We start from the raw sequence: 22,180 nt of genomic DNA, 5'->3' as shown, positions 1-22,180 counted from the left end.
CCTAGCCAATGTGGCTAGGACTTTTTTGATTGAAGTAATCAGAGTAAATTAAAATATATAAAAGTGATAGAAAATTTCATTAAATTCTGTTAAGAAACTCATGAATATGTTATGATAATTTTGTCAGGAAAAATAATGGAAGGGAGTTTAAAGATGCAAGGGAATCAACGAATTTTAATTATTGAAGATGAAAAAAATTTAAGCCGCTTTGTAGAATTAGAACTACAGCACGAAGGATATGAAACAAAAGTTTGCTCAGATGGAAGAACTGGATTACAAACAGCTATTGATGAGTCTTGGGATGCTATTTTATTAGATTTAATGTTACCAGAAATGAATGGATTAGAAGTTGTTCGTAGACTACGACAAGTAAAACAAACACCGGTCATCATTATGACGGCTCGTGATTCGGTGATGGATCGAGTGGTCGGGCTGGATCAAGGTGCTGATGACTATGTTGTGAAACCATTTGAAATCGAAGAAATATTAGCTAGATTACGTGCGTTATTTAGACGTCTACAAATGGAAGAACAATCTCGTAATATAAAACAAACAAAAGTAGAATACCGTGATTTAGTCATTGAAGTTGAAAATCGTGTAGTGCGAAGAGATGGCGAAGTTATTGACTTAACTAAAAAAGAGTATGAACTTCTTCTTCTATTAATGGAGAATATTGATATTGTTTTATCAAGGGAAATCTTGTTGAAAAAAGTCTGGGGATATAAAAATGAAGTTGAGACGAATGTTATCGATGTTTATGTACGATATATCCGTAATAAAATAGATATTCCTGGAAAGGAAAGTTACATTCAAACAGTCCGTGGTACGGGTTATGTAATGAGAAGTTGAGGAAAAGATTATGAACTCAAATAATCAACATAAATCTGTAGCAAAAAAATGGTGGTTGGTTATTTCAGCCACCATTTTTGCCTTGTTAGGAATATTAACTACTATTCTTATGCAAGGTCAAATTATGACTTTACGTGAAAACGAAAAAAATCAAACCATTGTTTATGCTCAAGTAGTTGTTGACTTACTTTCGAGAAAGTTTGAAAATTTAACGACTTCGGATATTGTTTCTATCTTAAATGAAGCAGAGCAGTATGAACAAGAACAAAACGGTATCTATAAAAAGAACAGTAGCTTTTATCCAATGAATGAGGAATTAAACATTCGTGTATTTGATACAAGTAGGGAACTAATCTTCCAAACGCAACAATGGCAAGATCCTTTGCAAGTATCTAGTACGCTAGAAACCAAATTCGTTCCTTTATCGACAGGAGAAGAAAGCATTCAAGTAACAATGCCGATTTTATCGAGAACGAATCGTTTGCTAATTGGTCATTTGCAAATTATTAATCGGATGGCAAAATTAACAGAAATGAAAAAACAATTGCAGAAATTATATATCCAATTGTTGATTATGGAAGCTTTGGTAGCTATTGGGTTGGCTTATTTCATCTCTAGACTTATTTCCAAACCTATCGAACAAATTCATGATATTATAGCGTCCATTAATGAAGAAAATATTGATAGTAAGCGGCTGATTATTCCTAAGAAAAATGATGAATTCGCAGTAGTTTCTCAACAGTTTAATGAATTACTAGATAAAATTAGTTTTTATATATCTCAGCAAAAACATTTCGTGGAGGATGTTTCCCATGAGTTACGAACGCCAGTAGCGATTGTCGAAGGGCATCTCAAACTGTTGAATCGATGGGGAAAGGATGATCCAGAGGTACTTGAAGAGTCCTTAGAAGCTTCATTAGCAGAAATTAAACGTATGAAAACACTTGTCCAAGAAATGCTCGACTTGTCTAGAGCCCCTCAAGTAAGAGAGCAGTATAAAGATGCGACTACAGAAGTGGTGGATACTTTAACCCAAATAGTGGCTAATTTTAAAGTATTGTATCCAGACTTTACATTTGTCTTGGATATTGATTCAAAAGCTGACTTATTGTCGCCTATCTATAGAAATCATTTTGAACAAGTCATTATTATTTTGTTGGATAATGCGGTCAAATATTCAACGAATCGTAAAGAAATTATCGTTAGCTTATCAACAGTAGCGGATCAAGTGGAAATTGGAATTCAAGATTTTGGAATGGGGTTAAGTGAGGAAGATAAAAAGAAAGTGTTCTCAAGATTCTATCGAGTTGATAAAGCACGTTCAAGAGAACGTGGAGGGAATGGATTAGGTCTCTCAATTGCAAAAGAATTGATAGAAGGATACAACGGAAGTATCAGTCTGACATCCCGTTTAGACCAGGGAACAGTTTTTAAAGTGAAGTTGCCGATTCTAAAATAACTAATGAATCGCTCTCTTTGTCTTAAGGAAGGGCGTTTTATAGTTTACTTTTCTATTCTTATAACTTAAACTAGAAAAGTAGTATTTAACGTTAAGCAGGCTATAAGCTTGCATATTGATTCAAGGAGGACAACTCATGCGCGAACAAGATGTACTCATTACACTGTTTGGAGCAACAGGCGATTTAGCACACCGTAAGCTTTATCCAGCGCTATTCCGTTTATTTCAAAAAGGATTTATCAAAAATCATTTCGCAGTGATTGGGACAGCACGTAGAGAGTGGACTAACGAGTATTTCAGAGATGTTGTAAAAAAATCCGTTCAGTCATTAGTGAAGACAGAAGAAGAATTAAAGCAATTCCTTTCTCATTTTTACTATCAATCGCATAATGTGAATGATACTCATCATTATGTTGTTTTAAAAGAGCTTTCTGAAAGATTAGACGAGACTTATCAAATCAATGGAAATCGGGTCTTTTATCTAGCAATGGCACCGAATTTCTTTGGGACGATTACAGAGCATTTGAAAGCAGAACAATTACTAACACCAAATGGTTATAATCGCTTAATTATTGAAAAACCATTCGGTAAAGATTTTGAATCAGCACAGGAGTTGAATAATCAACTTCGTCAATCATTTGATGAAAATCAAATTTATCGAATCGATCATTATTTAGGAAAAGAAATGATCCAAAATATTTCAGCGGTTCGATTTGCAAATCGTGTTTTTGAGGCATTATGGAATAAAGAAAATATTGACCATGTCCAAATTTCATTGTTAGAGCAAGTAAGTGTAGAAGAGCGTGGAGGCTATTACGATACTAGTGGTGCACTTCGTGATATGGTTCAAAACCATATTTTACAAATCCTTGCTTTAGTGGCGATGGAGCCACCTGTTTCATTTGGAGACATCCGTAAAAATAAAATCAAAGTTTTAGAACAACTTCGACCATATACTGCCGAAGAAGTGAAGGAAAACTTTGTCCGTGGTCAATATGGACCTTCCGAAGATGGATTGAAACAGGGATATCGAGAGGATGCAAATGTAGCAGATGATTCGAATATGGAAACATTTGTTGCAGGAAAAGTATTAATTGATAATGAACGTTGGCAAGGAGTTCCTTTCTATGTTCGTACAGGGAAGAGCTTAAATTCCAAAGAAACGATAATCGATGTTGTATTTAAGGAAGCAAGTTCTCCATTATTCTGTGGAGTAGAAGGATGTCCTTCAAACCGTATTTCAATTCACATCACTCCTCGTGAGGGCTTCTGTTTTGTGATTAATTCGAAAGCAGTCGGAAATACCATTGCACTACAAACGAGTCATTTAGAAAAAATCTTTGATGAAACATTCTCTCTAAGAAGTCCAGAAGCTTATGAACGTTTAATTTTAGACTGTATCGAAGGTGATATGACAAACTTCACTCATTGGGAAGAAGTTGCCGCTTCTTGGAAATATGTAGATATGATTCGACAAACTTGGGACAGCGAAATTGCTGAAGAGTTCCCAAATTATGCTGCTGGAAGCAAAGGACCAAAAGTCAGTTTTGAACTTTTAGAGCGTGAAGGTCGTAAGTGGGTTGAAAGAGATTAATAGCCAAATATGAAGACTAGGAAATTCCTAGTCTTTTTTGTTTCCTAAAAAGCGAGGAGACTCTAATAAAGAAATCTCTAGAAAGCCGAGAAGTTTTAGGATTATCATAGAATATTTGGCCACCAGAGAACCCTGTTTCCTTGAAAAGGCCACGCTTTTTCTGTAAACTGTTTTCTATATAGGAGGCGCGCATGACGATTAAAGAATTTATTCGACTTAGTTTATTAAAACCTAATAAAATTTGGACTATTTTACAAAATCCCATGAAAAAGATAAAAGGAATTTTTTTCTTGCTGGTCCTTATTATTTCCATTCCGAATTTTCTTCGAGCAAATGAATTTATTGGAAAAATTGCGGAGAATATAAAAGTAGTAGAACAAAAATTTCCTGAATTTTCAGTAAAGGATGGGAAATTAGTTGCTGATCAACAATCTGGTTTCTTGTATCGTTCGGACGCCTTTAATGTGTTGTTTGATCCAACTGGAAAATCTACAGATAATGATGTTAGTGCGGAATCTAACCAAGAAATCCCAACTATTGCATTCCTACAAGATCACATGGTCTTAGATACGGTCTTAAATTCAGCAAAAATTTCTTATAGTGATATTGGTGAATTAAATAAAGAGATGATTCATCAGTATATCCAAGAGTTTAATTCGAATCTATGGATGGTATTACTGGGTGTCATGTTATTCATGTTTGTATACAATAGTTTATTATTATACGTAATATTAATTATTGTAGGCTTTATTGTGCGATTATTTGCAGCTTTATTTATGGGCGCTTGGATTCAAATGCCAACCTCCGTTTCGAAGCAATTAACGATGGCAGCTGCCTTTCTTCCAGCTGTTTTGTATAGTTTAATTGCCATTTTAGGAGTTGGAGGAGGAATCAGTATTTTCTATTACTTATTAGTAACAACGACCTTTAACTGGCTTCTTGGGATGAAAGAATTTATTGATATAGAAAGTAAAAAGAAACAGTAACTTAAAAACCACCTAGAAACTAATTTTAGTTTCTAGGTGGTTTTCTTTTGAGAAAATCTACAAAAATAAATAGCAGAGACTAAAGAATAAATTACGAAGAATCATTCGGATTCTATAATCGCAGTAGTGGGGAATAGTATCAAAAGTGAATTAAAGGGAGTTAGGAATTGATTCCTTACTCCCTTTTTGAAGCTTTGAAGGTGAGAGACCTTAGGCTCGAACCGGTACCCCATTACAGCGATTATAGAAAAATCCGAAAGGATTCGAAGTAATCTGATAGTAAGGAAAGTAATCTGTACTATTTATTTTTTGTACGATTTTGTCTGCGTTGTTTTTGACGGATTTCCTGCCCAAGTTTTTTCTTGTAGCCAGGTTTTACTTTTTTCTTCGCCTTCTTAATCATTCCTTTGAGGCGTGGATCCAAGTCTTTTGATTGTGTGTTTTTACGTTTCTCGCGACGAGAGCGGTCATAACTTTCTACAAGCTCACCATTTTTTAATTCAACCGTTTCAAAAGAAATACCTTTTCCTTCTAATGTTTGGATGGCTTGCTCTTGGTCTGGTGTGTAGAATGTGATGGCTGTTCCTTCTAAACCATTACGTCCCGTACGACCAACTCGGTGAATGAAGAATTCCAATTCCCCAGGAATTTCTAAGTTGATGATATGAGAAACGCCTTCGATATCAATTCCACGTGCAGCAAGGTCCGTTGCGACCACGAATTGATAATCCATTTGTTGGATTTGTTTCATCACACGGCGACGTTCTCTTGAAGGGATATCTCCGTGAATCGTTGCCACTTTGAAGTTATGATTGCGAAGGTCTTTTGTCACTTCATCAGCTTTTTGCTTCGTATTGACGAAAATAAGGACTAGGTAAGGATGTCCCATCACCAGTAATTGACGAAGAACGTCCATTGGATTTTGAGCCTTTGTTACAAGCAATTGATTTTTAATCGTTGGTGAAATGAGTTGTGTATTCTCGATTTGAACGACCTTTGGATTGCCTAAGTATTTCTTCAAGAATGGTCTGATTTTATCTGGAATCGTCGCAGAGAAAACAGACATTTGTAAGTTTTCTGGCATACGAGACGCGATCTCGTCCACAGTTTCTAAGAACCCTAAGTCAAATGTCATATCCGCTTCGTCGACAACCATCATTTGTACCGTTTGAACAAAGAGGGCATTCTCTTGCATTAAATCAAAAATACGACCCGGTGTCCCAATTACGATATGTGGTTGTGTTTGCGTCAGTTTATCTACTTGACGTTTTTTATCGGTACCACCGATACATTTTTCTAATAGAATTTCTGTATCACTAAAGGTAATCAATTGTGCTGCTACAGCTGTTAATTGCTCGGCGAGTTCACGGCTTGGGACTGTAATCACTAATTGCAACTCTTGGCGACTAGGGTCAATTTTGTTGATGAGTGGTAATAGGAAACTATGGCTCTTTCCGCTTCCTGTTTGCGATTGACCAATCACGGATTCTCCTTTTAATAAAAGAGGAATGATGCGTTCTTGAATAGGGGTTGGTTGTGTAAATTTTAAGTCAGCTAATGCTTTTTGCAAATAAGGCTGTAATGCGTATTCTCTAAATTTCATGTTTTCATCTCTTTTCTTTCTCTATGTAGCGGGATTATTATACCATAAATTGAGGATTAAAGGTGGAATTGGGAAAGTGGGCATAATTTTTGCCTATGGTGTTTAGTGGATGGTATGATATTTAAAGAAAGAAACAGTTTTCAAAACTGTATTTAAAAATTAGGAGGAATTTAGTAATGACTTATGAATTACCAAAATTAGAATACGCATTTGACGTATTAGAACCACATTTTGATGCACGTACAATGGAAATCCACCATGATAAACATCACAATGCATATGTTACAAACTTAAATGCAGCGGTAGAAAAACATCCTGAATTATTCGAAAAAACAGTTGAAGAATTAATTAGCGATTTAAACACTGTTCCAGAAGATATCCGTGTAGCTGTTCGCAATAATGGTGGTGGACATGCAAACCATAGCTTATTCTGGACTCAATTATCTCTAGAAGGTGCAAAAGCTCCAGAAGGTGCTTTACTAGCAGCCATCAACGAAGCATTCGGAAGCTTCGACGAATTTAAAGCAGCATTCGCACAAGCAGCAGCAACTCGTTTTGGGTCTGGTTGGGCTTGGTTAGTTCTTTCTAACGGAAAATTAGAAGTCGTTTCTACTCCAAACCAAGATAACCCTCTATCAGAAGGCAAAACTCCATTATTAGGATTAGATGTATGGGAACATGCATACTACTTAAACTACCAAAACCGTCGTCCAGACTACATTTCAGCATTCTGGAATGTTGTGAACTGGGATGAAGTAGCTCGTCGTTTCGAAGCTGCTAAATAATCTATAAAAAACGAAGACCGATGTCTCCTAAGAGTCATCGGTCTTTTTGCGTCTGTTTAACAGAATTAGAATAATAAAAATGATAGAAGCAAAGCTAATCATCGAACCTTCAATCAGATAAGGAGTCTTATAATGATATTCGACAGAATGTTTTCCTGGGGAAATACTAAATCCAAGAAGAGAATCGAGAATTTTAAAAGTTTCTACAGGTTGACCATCTACACGAACCGTCCATCCAATTGAGTAAGGAATCGTCGTTAAAACTGTACTTTCTTCTTCTACCGTCATCGTTCCAGAAAAATGGGTAGAGGAGAAGGTATCTATTTTTAATTCTTGAGCTTTCGTCTGTTGAATTCTATCCTGTAATACTTTTTCGTTTAAGGAATACAGACCTAACCTAGAAAATGAAAATTGATCTTTTTGAATCGTGAACTCTATCGTTTGAGGGATTCCTTTTTTCTTGGTAGCAATACTTAAAAGAACGGGTCTTGATTCAACAGGATAAAAGAAATACTCTTTTCCATTTAGGGTCATCGTGAAACTATCTTCTTCCATATCTCCCGCTAATTCTAAATAGATAGGATTATCGGTTTCTGGCGTGAAGGTTAATGTAATGCTCCCTTTTTCTTTACTATTTTCCAACTGTATCGTTTGGTGAGCAAAAGGGCGACCTTTAATATTACTGTAAGCCATTTGAGAAGGAATTCTCGTGAAAATATCCTTTGGTGAATGGGTTCCTACAAGAGCATTGGATAATTGGTTTTGCATGACAACCGGCTGATTGACGGGAACCTTCATCGCTTTTAATATGGGTTTCATTGGATAAGCAATAGAAAGAACATTGTCATTTTGAACAACAGTACCTTCTTCAAATTGCTGTGCAACGTCCATCGTTTCTAAATCTTTTCTTTCCCAGCGATGATTATAAGCAGCCTGGTCATTTGCTATAAAACTTGTTTTAATTCCAAGAAGGGCATCCGTTAATAACGTTCCATTACTATAACTTACGTAGGCAACCCCTTGTCGAACACCGATAGCTTCAAAGAAACGTTCACTTTCTTTTTCAAAGGTAGATGAAAAATGAGATATACCGTAAGTAGGAACTTGAAGACTATCGTTTTTGGAACGCGCAATTGTTTTTTCACTTCTAAAGAACGTGTTGTCAGGCGCTGATAGAGATTTGCTCCAAAGTTCCAAAGAAGCTTGATAGTTTGTAAAATCTGAATTCATCACATATCCCAGTCTAGCCAAGTTAATCCCACTATTCAACACAAGTTCAATGAGGACTAAACTAATCCATAACTTACGAGAACGCTTCTGGAATCTGGTTTGAGCAATTAATCCATAGAGAATACCCATTGAAATTCCAAACCCTAGAACGATTTGCCAAGATTGAAGGTAGGATTGGGGATAAAGGATAAAACCAATACTGATGCTAAGCATAAAAAAGAAAAATGTAAAAGCTTCAAACATCGAAATCTTTGAGGATTTCAATGTTTGTTGATACCCAATGAAAACAATCCAGAAACTAAATAAGAATGAGAAACGGTAAGGATACCAATTTGGAAGTTGAAAAGCATGCCAAATTCGATCTAAAAAATCGATATTAAAACTCACTAAAAAGAAGAGAGTAATGACAAAGGCGATGATTTTTTCAGCGAGTCTAATTTTCTTATGAGTAAAATAGGTAAAAAAGGAAAAGAGTGCCAAGCTACCAACAAAAATATTTGGGTATCCTTTAGGCATTTGCTGAAAGTCAAAACTACCAATGAATAATTTTGATAGCATCAACAAAGGATTGTATTCTGATTTTAGAGACCATATGCTTTGCTTTGCTGCTCCTTTACTTCCAAGTAAACTATAAGCACTAGGAAGTAGAACAATCATAATGAGCCCAATCGCTAATATACTGTATAAAGCAAAACGAGCTCCGGTTTTAAGAAAATCCTTCCATTGAAAGCTTCCTTTTTCAAGCAAGTAGGCATAAGGAAAATAAAACACTAAAAAGAGGCAAATCATATATCCTGTATAATAATTAGCTAAAACGGTGATTGCCAATGGAAGAATATACTGAATCGGATTTTCATTGTTAATGAGCGAGTCAACCCCTAATAAAATGAGTGGAAGACCAATCAAGGCATCTAGCCACATGATATTGAGTTGATTAACCGATAGATAACTCATAAACCCATAAGAAAGTGCAAATAGAAGTGCGTTCAAATCTCTTTTTCCAAATTTCTTATCCAAAAAATAGGCAAAGCTGACCGTACAAAAAATGAGTTTCAAGAGAATTAGAAGTGAGACTCCTATTGTAATATGTGATTTTGGAATTATAAGAAAAATCAAGTTAAAGGGACTTAATAAATAATAAGACCATAAGCTTACCATCTCTCCACCGATGGATTTGGAAAAGCTATAAAAGAACTGTTCAGGATGATGCAATAGAGTATCCTGATAATAAGCAAAGAAATCGACGTATTGTTGCCCCAAATCGACGGTCAGCCAGGTACGATTTCCAAAAGGAGTCATTGAAAAAAGAATAAATATAAAAAGTAGAAGGAATACGGGGATTAAAATACTAAGGCTATAGTATTTTCTTTTATTCCAATTGCTTTTAGATTTCATAGGGACCTCCTTAGTTGTATTCAATGATAGCATAGCACGTTATTGGATTTGCTGCACGAAAAATTTGGTAGTAAAGTCCAAAATCTTAGTAATTAATTAACCCCTTTTTATATAGTTCAAATAGGAATTTATGGTATACTATTATGAGTTACTAGAATATGCATGGAGTTTATTATGTTGAATAAAAGAAAATCAAAAAACAAAAAGAAAAAATCACATATTCCATTTCGTTTAAATTTATTATTTTTAATTGTATTCTTTTCATTTATTGCGTTGATTAGCCGTTTGGCGTATGTCCAATTAGTTAAAGGGGATGAGTTTGTTGCTCTCGTTCAACGAACTGAAACAACCACTTCCAAAAAAGCTGTTCCTCGAGGATCTATCTATGATAGCCAAGGTCGAGTTTTAGTAGGAAACAAGCCAAAATTATCGATTAACTATACAAGACCTGCAGATGCGAAAGCCTCAAAAATGTTAGAAATCGCCAAAAAATTAACCTCATTGATTTCAGTCGATACTTCTGAATTAAAAGAGCGTGATTTGAAAGATTATTGGGTAGCTTTAAATCCTGACAAGTTAGATGGATTACTGACGGCTGAAGAAAAGAAACAAATTTCAAAAGAAAACCTCTCTTCAAGTCAAACGTATGAGATGCAATTAGCTCATATTCCTTCAGATGAGTTAAACTATAGTGAAGCTGAAAAACAAGTGATTGCTATTTTCACAAAGATGAATAGTGCTTATTCTCTTTCAACTGTTACGCTCAAAAATGAAGGAGTAACCGAACAAGAAGTCGCAAAAATCAGTGAACGATTAGGCGAGCTTCGTGGCGTGGATATTGATTCTGATTGGGACCGTGAGTATCCAATGGGGGATATGTTAAAAACAATCCTTGGAACGGTTTCCTCTGAAAAAACAGGGCTACCTTCTTCAAAAGTAAAATCATTACTTGCTCAAGGCTATTCACTCAATGATCGTGTCGGAACGAGTTATTTAGAAGAACAGTATGAGAATGTTTTAAGTGGTTCTAAGACTGTCGTTCAATCTCAAACGAATACAAAAGGACAAGTCATCAAAAATAACGAAACTTATCCAGGGAAAGCAGGTTCCAATTTAGTATTAACCATTGATACTGAGTTCCAGAAAAAAATAGAAGAAATTGCTAAAACTTCTGTTGAAGAAATGACGGACCCAGCTGCTGACCGCGTGTATATCGTTGTAATGAATCCTAAAAATGGAGACGTTCTAGGAATTACGGGTAAGAAAAAGAAATTTGATGGGAATTTCCAATCCAATGGAGTGGAAGACGATGCTTTAGGAGCGATTAACAACTCATTTGGAATGGGGTCAGTAGTTAAACCAGCGACGGTTCTATTGGGTTATATGGATGGAGCTTTGACGCTTGAAGATAATAAAATAGTCGATGAACCGATTGAATTTGAAGCTTCTAAACCGAAGAGTTCATGGTTTAATCGCAATGGACAAATTGAATTAACAGATTTAGATGCATTGGAACGCTCTTCAAACGTATATATGATTAAATTAGCGATGAAAATGGGCGGACAAGCAGAATACGTGAAGGGTGGAAAATTGAATATCAATTTAAGCCTATTTGATAAATTACGTGAGTATTATGCTCAGTTTGGTTTGGGTGTAAGAACCGGAATTGATCTTCCGAATGAAGGGAAAGGATATAATGGTGGAACAGCCAATGCCTTTTCTGCACTTGACTTTGCGTTCGGTCAGTTTGACTTATATACACCGCTTCAATTAGCTCAATATATGTCGACCATTGCAAATGGAGGAACACGTATTGCTCCTCGTTTAGTGAAAGAAATTCATGAAACGAGCCCTAAAGGTGGAATTGGAAATCTAGAGGATGTCATTCCAACCAAAATTATGAATACCCTTCAAGTCGAAAAGAAAATTCTAGATCATATTAAAGAAGGGTTATACCGTGTTACTCATGGGGAGAACGGAACATCTGCTTCTACTTTCAAAAATTATTCTCCTGAAGTGGCTGGTAAAACAGGGACTGTAGAAGCATTCTATTCTGGGCCAAATCCTGCTTATAAGAATGAGGCTGTAGAAAACTCAACATTCATTTCGTACGCTCCGTATGATAATCCTGAAATTGTTGTGTCTGTAGTAGCACCATACTTTAAAGATGGATTGCCATCAGATTATGCTGCTAAAATTGCTAAAAAAGTGTATGAAGCGTATTTTGGTAAAAAAAGTAATTCTGAAACCAATGCTGCAACAGTAAATACACAAGTACAACAAAATAACAGACAATAATTCGAAAATGAGTGATAGTTTTATCACTCATTTTTTGTCTTTAAAGTTTAGTAAAATCGATTGTTGAAATGCTTAAAACCAATTATAATAAAGCAAAATGGAGGCGAAATTATGGATTTTACAGAAAAAACAATTCAAAGAGATATTAAATATTCAGGGCGTATTTTTACAGTAACACAAGATATCGTAGAGCTACCGAATGGGAAAACTTCTACGAGAGACCTCGTATTTCATACGGGAGCAGTAGCAGTACTCGTGATTCGTGACGGAAAGATGCTACTCGTTCGTCAATATAGAAAACCATTAGAAATGCATTTCTTGGAAATTCCAGCAGGAAAATTAGACTCGAAGGAAGAAGTGCCTCTAGAAGCCGCAAAACGTGAATTAGAAGAAGAAACAAACCTAGTTGCCGAAGAATGGGTGAAGATGATGGAAATGGTCTCTACCCCTGGATTCTGCGATGAGAAAATTACATTATTCCAAGCTAAAAATGTGAGCATTAAAGAAAATGCGAAACCTGCAGATGAAGATGAATTTGTTGAAATCTTGTGGATGTCACTGGAAGAAGTGATGAAAAAAATCCAAGCAGGCGAAATCTCTGATGCGAAGACAATTATTGCAGCACAATATGCTTGGATGCATAAAGGAGAATAATCAATGCCAAATGAACCTTTATTAACGAGAAAATCGTATAAAGAGCAATTAGAAAAACAACAGAGAGAATTAGAAGTAGAAGAATTCCGCGGAGAACATAGAGAAGGTTCATTAAAAGATGAATTAGGACTTAATGTTGAAGAGGAAACAAGCGCCGCTCAAGTTCAACGAACTCCAAAATCAGGACTACGAAAATATAACCATTTCTTAAATATGTGGCTAGGAGCGGCTGCTATTTGTTTAATAATTATCCTTATAATTCAATATTTCTTTTAAATTTGAAAGGACAGTGTCATGTTATATAAAATTGATTTTATATCAAAATGGACAACTTACTTTTTGAAGTTTCTTTTTTTTAGTATTTATTTTACAGTGCTATTATTGTGTCTATTTTCGTTTAGAATAGATTATGCTTATAAGCTAGGAATTTCAGATTATAATTTAATATGGTTAACTTTTGGAATGTTGTCTTTAATATTAGTTATATTAGTTTTAAAAAATATTAAAATTAATAAAAAACTTTTTAAATTACTACCTTTAATACTACTTTTATTGCAGTTAGTTTTATTGTCTAGTTATTTTTTTATTACTAATTGGGATGCTTTAGAAATTTTTAATAATGCTGTTGAGTTAGCAAATAAGAACTTTTCAAATCTTAATAATGATTATTATTCGATGTATCCCAATAATATCTTTATTACAGTAATTTATTCAAAATTAATCGAATGGGCAACTTTTTTTGGTTATTCAGAGGACTCTTTATTTTTTATATTATCGATTCAGTCTGTTATTAATGTTATAACAGGAATACTGATTTATACAGTTACTAAAAAAATAACACAAAACCAAATGCTTTCCTCTATAGCTTATCTTTTTTACATTATTTTGTTATGGTTTTCTCCATGGACATCTATTCCTTATTCAGATTCTTTTGGGTTATTTTTTCCTATTTTAATGTTGTATTTATATGTCATGGAATCATCAAATGTATTCCTCAATTACTTGAGAGTAGCCTTTATAGCATTCGTTTCAATTATTGGTTATGCAATAAAACCACACTCGATTATTTTAGCCATTGGTTTAGTAATAATAACTTTATTTGTCAAAAATATTAAATTTTCCAAACTGCTTCTTACTATTGGCATTGTCGTTGTAACAGCTTTTTGTACTAGATTGTTTGTAACAAGTGTAAATAATAATGCAGGATTTTCACTTAACCCCGAAGCGGAAATGACCTATCATCATTTTTTCAAAATGGGGTTAAATACTGTAACAGATGGGGGATATTCGGCGAAGGATTTCTATGAATCTACAGGAATCAACAATAAAAATGAACGTCAAAAAAATGATATCGCAATTGCCAAAGAAAGAATTAGAGTATTCGGAGGCTGGGGATTAGTAAAACACCAAATCAAAAAAACTTTGAATAATTTTAATGATGGTACATTTGCTTGGGGAAGAGAAGGAAGTTTCTTTTTCGAAATATTTGAAAACGACTCTTTTATTGCAATGTTAACAAGAAATTTATACTACGACACGGGGCAATATCGCTATATTTTTGAAGGAATTACTCAAACTTTGTGGATAGTAATTTTGATGCTGATTTTAGGAACAGTTTTTTACAATACTAGTGAAAACAAAGAAGTAGTAATCTTACTCTGGATTACTCTAATAGGTGTTTTCTTATTTGAATCATTGTTTGAGTCGCGCGCAAGATATATATATACGTATTCACCCATTTTTATAGTATTATCTGTAATAGGTTTACAGACAATTTTTCAAAAGTTAGATAAACTTCCCTTACTGATGAAGTTTAGAGGATTAGGAGAAAAAAATGAACAGAAATAATCCAATTTTATATATCGTTATTCCATGTTATAACGAAGAAAAAGTATTGCCATATACGAATCCAATGTTTGTAGAGAAAATCGAATCTCTGATTAATACTGGAGCCGTTCATCCATCTAGTAAAGTGATGTATGTTAATGATGGTAGTAAAGATGCGACATGGTCACTGATTCAACAATATGCAAACGAAAATGCACATATTGTAGGTATTTCTCAAAGTAGAAATAGAGGACACCAAAGTACAGTTCTAGCAGGAATGCACGAAGCTAGCGAATATGCGGATATCGTCATAACCATCGATGCAGACGGACAAGATGATATCAACTGCATGGATAAAATGATTGCTGAATATAAAGAGGGTTCAGAGATTGTATATGGTGTTCGTGATAATCGTGATACTGACTCTGCCTTCAAACGAATTACGGCAGAAGGATTCTATAAGGTAATGCATTTATTTGGAGCGGATGTAGTCTTCAATCATGCGGATTATCGCCTTGTTTCTAAACGTTTTATACACGAGTTAAAGAAATTTAAAGAAGTTAACTTATTCCTTCGAGGCATTATGCCGCTAGTAGGATTTAAGTATTCCTACGTGACATATAAACGCCATGAACGAATTGCAGGGGAGAGTCATTATCCACTCAGTAAGATGCTTGGGTTGGCTGTTGATGGAATCACAAGTTTATCTATTAAACCAATTCGTATTATTACTGCGATTGGCGTATTGACGTCTTTCTTTAGTTTTGCTCTTATCATTTGGGTGCTTTGGGCTAAATTTTCTAATAACTCTGTTGCTGGTTGGGCAAGTACGTATGTCATTGTAAGTTTATTAGGTGGTGTCCAATTAATCAGTCTTGGTGTTATTGGTGAATACATTGGTAAGATTTATTTAGAAGCAAAAGAGCGTCCTCGATATATTATTGATGAGCGTACATATGATGAAAAAGATTAGTTTTTCTTTTCATTTTGAATTCATTATGATAGGATAAAACATATATAGAAAACACATTGATGGAAAAGGGTTTTTAACAAAACTTTTCAGGGAGGAAGATCCTGACTGCAAGTCTTCCAAGTCACGTTTCAAACTTTTCGCTTCCGGAGTGACCATTGGGATTCACTGATGAATAATGGTTCGGGTCGCCCCCGTTAATAGCGTCCAAGTGTCTTGAGCAAGTCTTGAGGAACAAGGGTGGTACCGCGAAATTTCGTCCCTTATAGTCTATTGGCTATAAGGGATTTTTATTTTTATAAGGAGGAATACAATGAATTTAGAAGAAATGAAAGTACAGTTTGATGCGATTCGTAAAGATGTGCTTGCTTCATTAGAAGAAGTAACAAATTTAAAAGAGCTTGATCAAATTCGTGTACAACAATTAGGAAAAAAAGGACCTATCACGGAAGTTCTTAAAAACATTAAAAATCTAGCCAACGAAGAGAAGCCAAAAGTTGGGGCTCTTGCTAATGAATTACGTTCTGTATTAGAAGAAAAAATTGCTTCTGTTAAAGAAGTGCTTGAAGCAAAAGCATTAGAAGAAGCGTTGCAATCTGAAACGATTGACGTCACAATGTCAGGACGCCCAATGGAACGTGGAACTGCGCACGTATTAGCGCACGTACAAGACCAAGTGGAAGATTTCTTCATCGGCCTTGGATACCAAGTGGTAGAAGGACCAGAAGTGGAATCAGACCACTATAACTTCGAGATGATGAACTTGCCAAAAGATCACCCAGCGCGTGATATGCAAGATACATTCTACATCACTCCAGAGTACTTACTTCGTACACAAACTTCTCCAGTACAAGCTCGTACAATGGAAAAACATGACTTTACAAAAGGCCCATTGAAGATGTTAAGTCCAGGTCGTGTATTCCGTCGTGATAACGATGATGCGACGCACTCACATCAGTTCTATCAAATCGAAGGTCTTGTGATCGATAAACACATTACGATGTCAGACTTAAAAGGAACTCTTGCGGCATTTGCTAAAGAAATGTTCGGGGAAGAACGTGAAGTCCGTCTTCGCCCAAGTTACTTCCCATTCACTGAGCCATCTCTAGAAGTGGATATTAGCTGCTTCAAATGTGGTGGCGAAGGTTGTTCTGTATGTAAAGGAACAGGTTGGATTGAAGTATTAGGTAGTGGTATGGTACATCCAAACGTCCTTGAAGCTGCTGGTGTGGATTCAAGTGTTTACGGGGGATTTGCTTTCGGGTTAGGTCAAGACCGTATCGCCATGTTGAAATATGGAATTGAAGATATTCGTTCATTATATACAAACGATGTGCGTTTCTTAAGTCAATTTACGAAAGAATCATAAGAGGAGGAAGAACATGAAATTATCATACGAATGGTTAAATGAATATATTGATTTATCACAAATCACTCCTCAAGAATTAGGAGAAAAAATGTCTCGTACAGGAATCGAAGTTGATAGCGTAACGGTTCCAGGCGAAGACTTAAAAGGACTAGTGGTTGGTTTAGCAACAAAAGTCGTTGACCATCCAGATTCAGACCACTTACACGTTGTAACGGTTGAAGTAGGACAAGAAGAGCCTCTTCAAATCGTATGTGGCGCTCCAAATATCGCAGCAGGCCAAAAGATTATCGTGGCGACTCACGGAGCACGCATTTCTGGCGGTCATAAAATTAAACGCGGAAAATTACGTGGCGTAGAATCTCAAGGAATGATTTGTTCCTTACAAGAAATCGGTGTGCCAAGTAACTTAGTACCAAAAGAATACGAAGAGGGGATTTATGTCTTCACAGATGACAGCATCGAAGTCGGAAGCGACGCCGTTCATGCATTAGCGCTTGATTCAGCGATCGTGGAACTTGATATCACTGCGAACCGTTCTGATGCCTTAAGTATGCGCGGTTCTGTTCACGAAATCGGTGCGATTTACAACTTGAAGAACAATTTAGAACCAGATGCTTTTGAAAAAGGAACGTCTTCTGAAATTCCTGGCGTTGTCAAAGTTTCTGTAGAAAACGAAGCAGACACTCCTGCATATCACGCATTCTTAATCGAAGGAGTTAAAGTGGCTCCAAGTCCACAATGGATGCAAAACCGTTTAATCGCAGCTGGAGTTCGTCCAATCAATAATCTGGTAGATGTAACAAACTATATTTTAATGGAATACGGTCAACCGCTTCATGCATTTGACTACGATAAATTACCTGAAAAAGCGATTCATGTTCGTCGCGCAACTGAAGGCGAAACAGTAGTGACTTTAGATGGAGAAGAACGTACATTAGAAAACGAAATCGTGATTACTTCAGGCGGTCAACCAGTCGCATTAGCTGGAGTAATGGGTGGATTAGACACTGAAATCTCTGACGAGACAAATACAGTGTTATTAGAAGCAGCCTTGTTCGATCCTAAAGCAGTTCGCCTAGCGTCACAAAAACATAACTTACGTAGCGAATCAAGTGCTCGTTTTGAAAAAGGCATTAACAAAGCCACCATAGTTCAAGCTGGAAAACGCGCTGCAGCATTGATTGCCGATCTTGGTGGCGGAACAGTGAAAGAGGCCTTTGCTTCTGCACAAAGTTTTGACTTAGAATTACCAGTTGTGAGCATCACTCTAGAACGCTTAAACCACGTTTTAGGAACAAGCTTAACACTAGATGAAGTGAAACAAGTATTTGCACAATTAGAATATCCAACAACTGTAGAAGGAACACGTTTTGACGTGACAATCCCTGCATGGAGATTTGATATTTCTATCGAAGCAGACTTAGTGGAAGAAGTAGGACGTATTTACGGATACGACAAGATTCCTGCAACATTACCAACAACTGAAAGTACAGTGGGTGGCTTAACGGATAAACAACGCTTCATCCGTTACACTCGTCAATTCATGCAAGGAGCTGGACTTTCACAAGCATATACTTACGCATTAATAACTCCAGAAAAATCAAAATGGTTTACGAAGAAAGACGCAACAAGCGTGCGTTTAAGCTGGCCAATGAGTGAAGATCGTAGCGAATTACGTCAATCACTATTACCAAGTTTATTAGAAGCCGTTCAATACAATGTGGCTCGTTCACAAAACAACGTGAAATTATTCGAGGCAGGCCGTGTGTTCAAATTAGGGACTACTGGCAATGAAGATTTCATCGAGAACGAAGTCATTGCGGGTATTTTAACAGGAGACGTGACAAGTGCAAACTGGAACCATAAAGCAGAGAAAGTAGATTTCTATGTTGTAAAAGGGATTCTAGAAGCGTATTTCACACAACTAGACTGCTTGGACCGTGTACGCTTTGAGCCTTTAACAGACATCGAAGAATTACACCCAGGACAATCAGCACGCATTCTTTTAGATGGCCAAGCGATTGGTTTAATCGGGAAAGTTCATCCATCGGTTCAAAAAGCATTAGACTTACAAGACACATTCGTCTTCGAGTTAGATGTGGAACCATTACTTGCAGCTAACTTACAAGAAGTGGTAATTCAATCTGTTGCGAAATATCCAAGCATGACGCGCGATATCGCCATCTTAGCACCAACTTCATTAACTCATGCGGAGTTAGTGGATGTGATCCATGCAAATGCTGGTGAATTTTTATCGAAAGTAACGTTGTTCGATGTTTATAAAGGGGAACACGTACCAGAAGGATTCCAATCATTAGCGTATTCATTATTGTTTGTGAACCGCAATGCGACGTTGGAGGAAGACGTTATTAAGTCCGCCATGACTCGCGTAGAAGAAGCATTAGTTGCCTTAGAAAACGTATCTATTCGTTAAAATAATGTAAGTACGAAGATTATTTTATGTAGTGCTATAAAAACGTAGATTACCTTCGGTTATCTTCATAATAACGACAATAGCTGTACCAGATTGGGCCAAGGTCTCAATCTTATCGAGCCTCAAACGGGGAGTAAGACCAAAGACAAAAAAGGATTCACAGTGTGAATCCTTTTTGCTTTGTAGTCTTACCCCCGCAAGGCTGATTAGGATTAAGCGAATCACGAGTGATGAAGCTTAATGCAATCAGCTACTGCGTCTAACTCTATATTGTTTTTTTAAGTAAGGAATAAATTCCTAACTCTTGCTAATTCGCATCGATTACACTCGCTATTGTGGTTATTATAGAAACCGAGGTAATCTTTGTTTTTATTCATAAGATAGCTAATCTTCGTACTTTTTTATTGTGATAGTTTATAAAGTGCTAATACTGCTTCTACGCTCGTAAAATAAGAAGATCAAGGGGCACTGTCTCGAGCTGGCGTCTCTCGCCTTTGAAGCCTCAAAGCCGGAGTAGGGAATAAATTCCTTACTCCGGCTTATTCGTTTCAATACTATTCCCGCTATTCTTTCAATAAACTGATTCTTTTTGTAATCCTTGAACTTTGATAAGGAAACTCATTAAAAGCACTAATGTTGTTCTATACTCGCTAAATGGGAAGCGTTGAGCCTTACATTTCAGTTCCTATCGGGAGCAAGGCTGATTAGGATTATGCGGATCAGAAGTGATGAAGCTTAATCCAATCAACTACTTCGTCTAATTCTATACATTATTCTAGTTATGGAATGAATTCCTAACTCCTACTGCTTCGCATCGATTACACTTGCTATTATTGGCATTATAGAAACCAAGGTAATCTTTGTTTTTATAAATCATACAGATAATATTCGTACTTTTATTTTGCAAGTTTTTTCAAGTAGAAATACTTCTTCTACGCTCGTTGAGAAGGAAGAGAAGAGGGCAAATTACCATATTTGGTAATTTTAATAAAAAGCAGGTAAACACGAATTGAATAGAGTATATATAAATTTTGTTTGGATTCTTTGAAAACTATATTGAAAATATTGAAAATTAGAAGTATAATAGAAATCTAAAAACGAACGAGGAGATGTTTTATGAAAAAGAACGTTCGATATACGTTACTCTTTCCTGGGATTGTTCTATTGTGCTTTTTCTTAGTCCTTCCGTTGCTAAGTAGCTTGATCCCAACGGTTTTTCCAGAAAGTAGTTTTTCATTGCAACTGTATATTGATTTTTTCAAAGATTCCTATTTTATGGCGGTGTTAGGACGTACACTCAGTATTTCCTTTATCGTTACTATCTTTTGTGCAGTGTTTGGACTTCCAGCAGCATACGTTATTTCTGGAGTATCGAAGAAATGGAGAGGAATTCTGATTGCCCTAACGCTATTTCCATTATTAACGAACTCTGTTATTCGAAGCTTTGCATGGATTACGATTCTTGGTAAAAACGGAGTTATTAATAATTTAATGATGATGTTTGGTGTAATTAACGAGCCAATGTCACTCTTATATACAGACTTCTCGATTATTATCGGTTCAGTTTATTTATTCTTACCAACGATGATTATGACGCTTGTGGGTGTTTTGGAAAATATTGATGATGATTTACTAGAGGCGGCTGCGACACTTGGTTTGAGTCCTTTAAAAGGCTTCTTCAAGATTATCTTGCCATTATCGCTTCCAGGGATGATTGTCGGCAGTATTCTCGTGTTTACAGGGACACTCACAGCATATACGACGCCACAGTTATTAGGTGGAAATAAAAAGATGATGTTAGCTACATTGCTATACCAACGTGCGACAACGCTTGGCGATTGGACAAGTGCGAGTGTAATTGCGCTTATTATGATTGTTATTACATTTGCTGTGATGAAGGGATTGAATGTGCTAGCGAAGTCCATGGATAAGCGAGGTGGGGACATTGCGTAAAAATAAATTACTAACAATGATTGCAACTGTTGTCTTCTTATTCTTGTTCTTACCACTTGTGATTATCGTGATTACATCCTTTGGAACTGAAGCTATCATTACATTCCCGATTAAAGGATTCACAATCGACTGGTATATTATGGCGCTCGCGTCGAAAGCCTTCATGTCGAGTCTGCAACTTAGTTTATTAGTTGGCATTGTAGCAACGCTCCTTGCTTTAGTCATTGGGGTTCCAGCAGCATACGTGTTATCCAGAGACCAATTTAAAGGAAAGAAATTAATGAAGGATTTCTTTTTATCCCCAACAATGATTCCAGGGATTGTCGTAGGATATTCCCTCTATCAAATGATTGTCGTGAGTTTTAAATTCCCAGTTCTACCGGGACTGCTCATTGGGCACTTCTTAATTAGTATCCCATATGTGATTCGTGTAATTGGTTCAAGTATGGAACAAGTTGATGTTTCGATGGAAGAAGCTGCGTGGACGCTTGGATGTACGAAGAAGAGAGCATTTGCGACGGTGCTTTTACCGAATATCACATCAGGGATTTTCGCAGCGTTTATGTTAGCGTTTGTGAATTCATTCAACAATGTTCCTGTATCGATGTTCTTATCGGGGCCGGGAGTAACCATGCTCCCAACGACTTTATTAAGTTACATGGAATTCAACTACGATCCATCTGTTTCAGCATTATCGGTAATTTTAATGTTTGTGACGATGGGGATTATGATTGCAATTGAAAAAACGTTGGGCTTAGCTTCCATTTCATAAGG

General features: G+C 36.2%; 16 protein-coding genes. 14 read left to right on the top strand and 2 right to left on the bottom strand.

The window, feature by feature from the left end; translation table 11 throughout:
* The first annotated feature begins 153 nt into the window (after positions 1 to 153).
* The 4 genes from ACO5V7_RS01905 to ACO5V7_RS01890 all read left to right on the top strand — a co-directional run bounded on the left by ACO5V7_RS01905 (position 154) and on the right by ACO5V7_RS01890 (position 4,888).
* Positions 154 to 849 carry a response regulator transcription factor gene (locus ACO5V7_RS01905; protein WP_298645860.1) on the top strand — a complete coding sequence of 232 codons (696 nt, stop codon included), beginning with the start codon at positions 154 to 156 and terminating at the stop codon, positions 847 to 849.
* A 10-nt stretch (positions 850 to 859) separates the two neighbouring features.
* The gene (locus ACO5V7_RS01900) at positions 860 to 2,308 is read left to right on the top strand and encodes a sensor histidine kinase (protein WP_485484834.1); all 1,449 of its coding nucleotides are present in this window, start codon (positions 860 to 862) and stop codon (positions 2,306 to 2,308) included.
* A gap of 136 nt (positions 2,309 to 2,444) precedes the next feature.
* A complete protein-coding gene (zwf, locus tag ACO5V7_RS01895) occupies positions 2,445 to 3,902 on the top strand; it encodes a glucose-6-phosphate dehydrogenase (protein WP_485484833.1) in 1,458 nt (485 codons plus the stop codon).
* Between the two features lie 191 nt (positions 3,903 to 4,093).
* Positions 4,094 to 4,888 (top strand): DUF1189 family protein, encoded by a 795-nt coding sequence (locus ACO5V7_RS01890; RefSeq protein ID WP_485484832.1) that lies wholly within the window; start codon positions 4,094 to 4,096, stop codon positions 4,886 to 4,888.
* Between the two features lie 298 nt (positions 4,889 to 5,186).
* Here the strand turns inward: ACO5V7_RS01890 and ACO5V7_RS01885 are convergent, their stop codons facing one another.
* Positions 5,187 to 6,491, bottom strand: coding sequence for a DEAD/DEAH box helicase (locus ACO5V7_RS01885; protein ID WP_485484831.1), 1,305 nt, complete (start codon positions 6,489 to 6,491; stop codon positions 5,187 to 5,189).
* A 176-nt stretch (positions 6,492 to 6,667) separates the two neighbouring features.
* Between ACO5V7_RS01885 and ACO5V7_RS01880 the strand changes: the two genes are divergently transcribed.
* A complete protein-coding gene (locus ACO5V7_RS01880) occupies positions 6,668 to 7,276 on the top strand; it encodes a superoxide dismutase (RefSeq protein ID WP_298649992.1) in 609 nt (202 codons plus the stop codon).
* A 27-nt stretch (positions 7,277 to 7,303) separates the two neighbouring features.
* Here the strand turns inward: ACO5V7_RS01880 and ACO5V7_RS01875 are convergent, their stop codons facing one another.
* Positions 7,304 to 9,901: a YfhO family protein gene (locus ACO5V7_RS01875; protein WP_485484830.1), complete on the bottom strand. Its 2,598-nt coding sequence runs from the start codon at positions 9,899 to 9,901 to the stop codon at positions 7,304 to 7,306.
* A 174-nt stretch (positions 9,902 to 10,075) separates the two neighbouring features.
* Here ACO5V7_RS01875 and ACO5V7_RS01870 point away from each other — a divergent pair, with 174 nt between their 5' ends.
* From ACO5V7_RS01870 to ACO5V7_RS01830, 9 genes are all read left to right on the top strand, one after another.
* Positions 10,076 to 12,199, top strand: a complete 2,124-nt coding sequence (locus tag ACO5V7_RS01870; RefSeq protein ID WP_298649997.1) for a peptidoglycan D,D-transpeptidase FtsI family protein — start codon at positions 10,076 to 10,078, stop codon at positions 12,197 to 12,199.
* Positions 12,200 to 12,310: 111 nt separating this feature from the next.
* Positions 12,311 to 12,853 carry an NUDIX domain-containing protein gene (locus tag ACO5V7_RS01865; protein ID WP_485484829.1) on the top strand — a complete coding sequence of 181 codons (543 nt, stop codon included), beginning with the start codon at positions 12,311 to 12,313 and terminating at the stop codon, positions 12,851 to 12,853.
* A 3-nt stretch (positions 12,854 to 12,856) separates the two neighbouring features.
* Positions 12,857 to 13,129: a hypothetical protein gene (locus ACO5V7_RS01860; protein WP_485484828.1), complete on the top strand. Its 273-nt coding sequence runs from the start codon at positions 12,857 to 12,859 to the stop codon at positions 13,127 to 13,129.
* A gap of 18 nt (positions 13,130 to 13,147) precedes the next feature.
* A complete protein-coding gene (locus ACO5V7_RS01855; RefSeq protein ID WP_485484827.1) occupies positions 13,148 to 14,701 on the top strand; it encodes a glycosyltransferase family protein in 1,554 nt (517 codons plus the stop codon).
* On the top strand, positions 14,688 to 15,653 hold the full coding sequence (locus ACO5V7_RS01850; RefSeq protein ID WP_298650008.1) for a glycosyltransferase family 2 protein: 966 nt from the start codon (positions 14,688 to 14,690) through the stop codon (positions 15,651 to 15,653). Before ACO5V7_RS01855 ends, ACO5V7_RS01850 begins: the two co-directional genes overlap by 14 nt.
* A 310-nt stretch (positions 15,654 to 15,963) precedes the next feature.
* Positions 15,964 to 17,019, top strand: a complete 1,056-nt coding sequence (pheS, locus tag ACO5V7_RS01845; RefSeq protein ID WP_485484826.1) for a phenylalanine--tRNA ligase subunit alpha — start codon at positions 15,964 to 15,966, stop codon at positions 17,017 to 17,019.
* A 13-nt stretch (positions 17,020 to 17,032) separates the two neighbouring features.
* Positions 17,033 to 19,453, top strand: a complete 2,421-nt coding sequence (pheT, locus tag ACO5V7_RS01840; RefSeq protein ID WP_485484825.1) for a phenylalanine--tRNA ligase subunit beta — start codon at positions 17,033 to 17,035, stop codon at positions 19,451 to 19,453.
* Positions 19,454 to 20,569: 1,116 nt separating this feature from the next.
* Positions 20,570 to 21,406 carry an ABC transporter permease gene (locus ACO5V7_RS01835; RefSeq protein WP_485484824.1) on the top strand — a complete coding sequence of 279 codons (837 nt, stop codon included), beginning with the start codon at positions 20,570 to 20,572 and terminating at the stop codon, positions 21,404 to 21,406.
* Positions 21,399 to 22,178, top strand: a complete 780-nt coding sequence (locus ACO5V7_RS01830; protein WP_485484823.1) for an ABC transporter permease — start codon at positions 21,399 to 21,401, stop codon at positions 22,176 to 22,178. The genes ACO5V7_RS01835 and ACO5V7_RS01830 overlap by 8 nt, the downstream gene beginning before the upstream one ends.
* Positions 22,179 to 22,180 lie beyond the last annotated feature (2 nt).

The organism is Granulicatella sp. (assembly GCF_057274575.1).
This window is presented reverse-complemented; position numbering and strand designations above follow the sequence as displayed.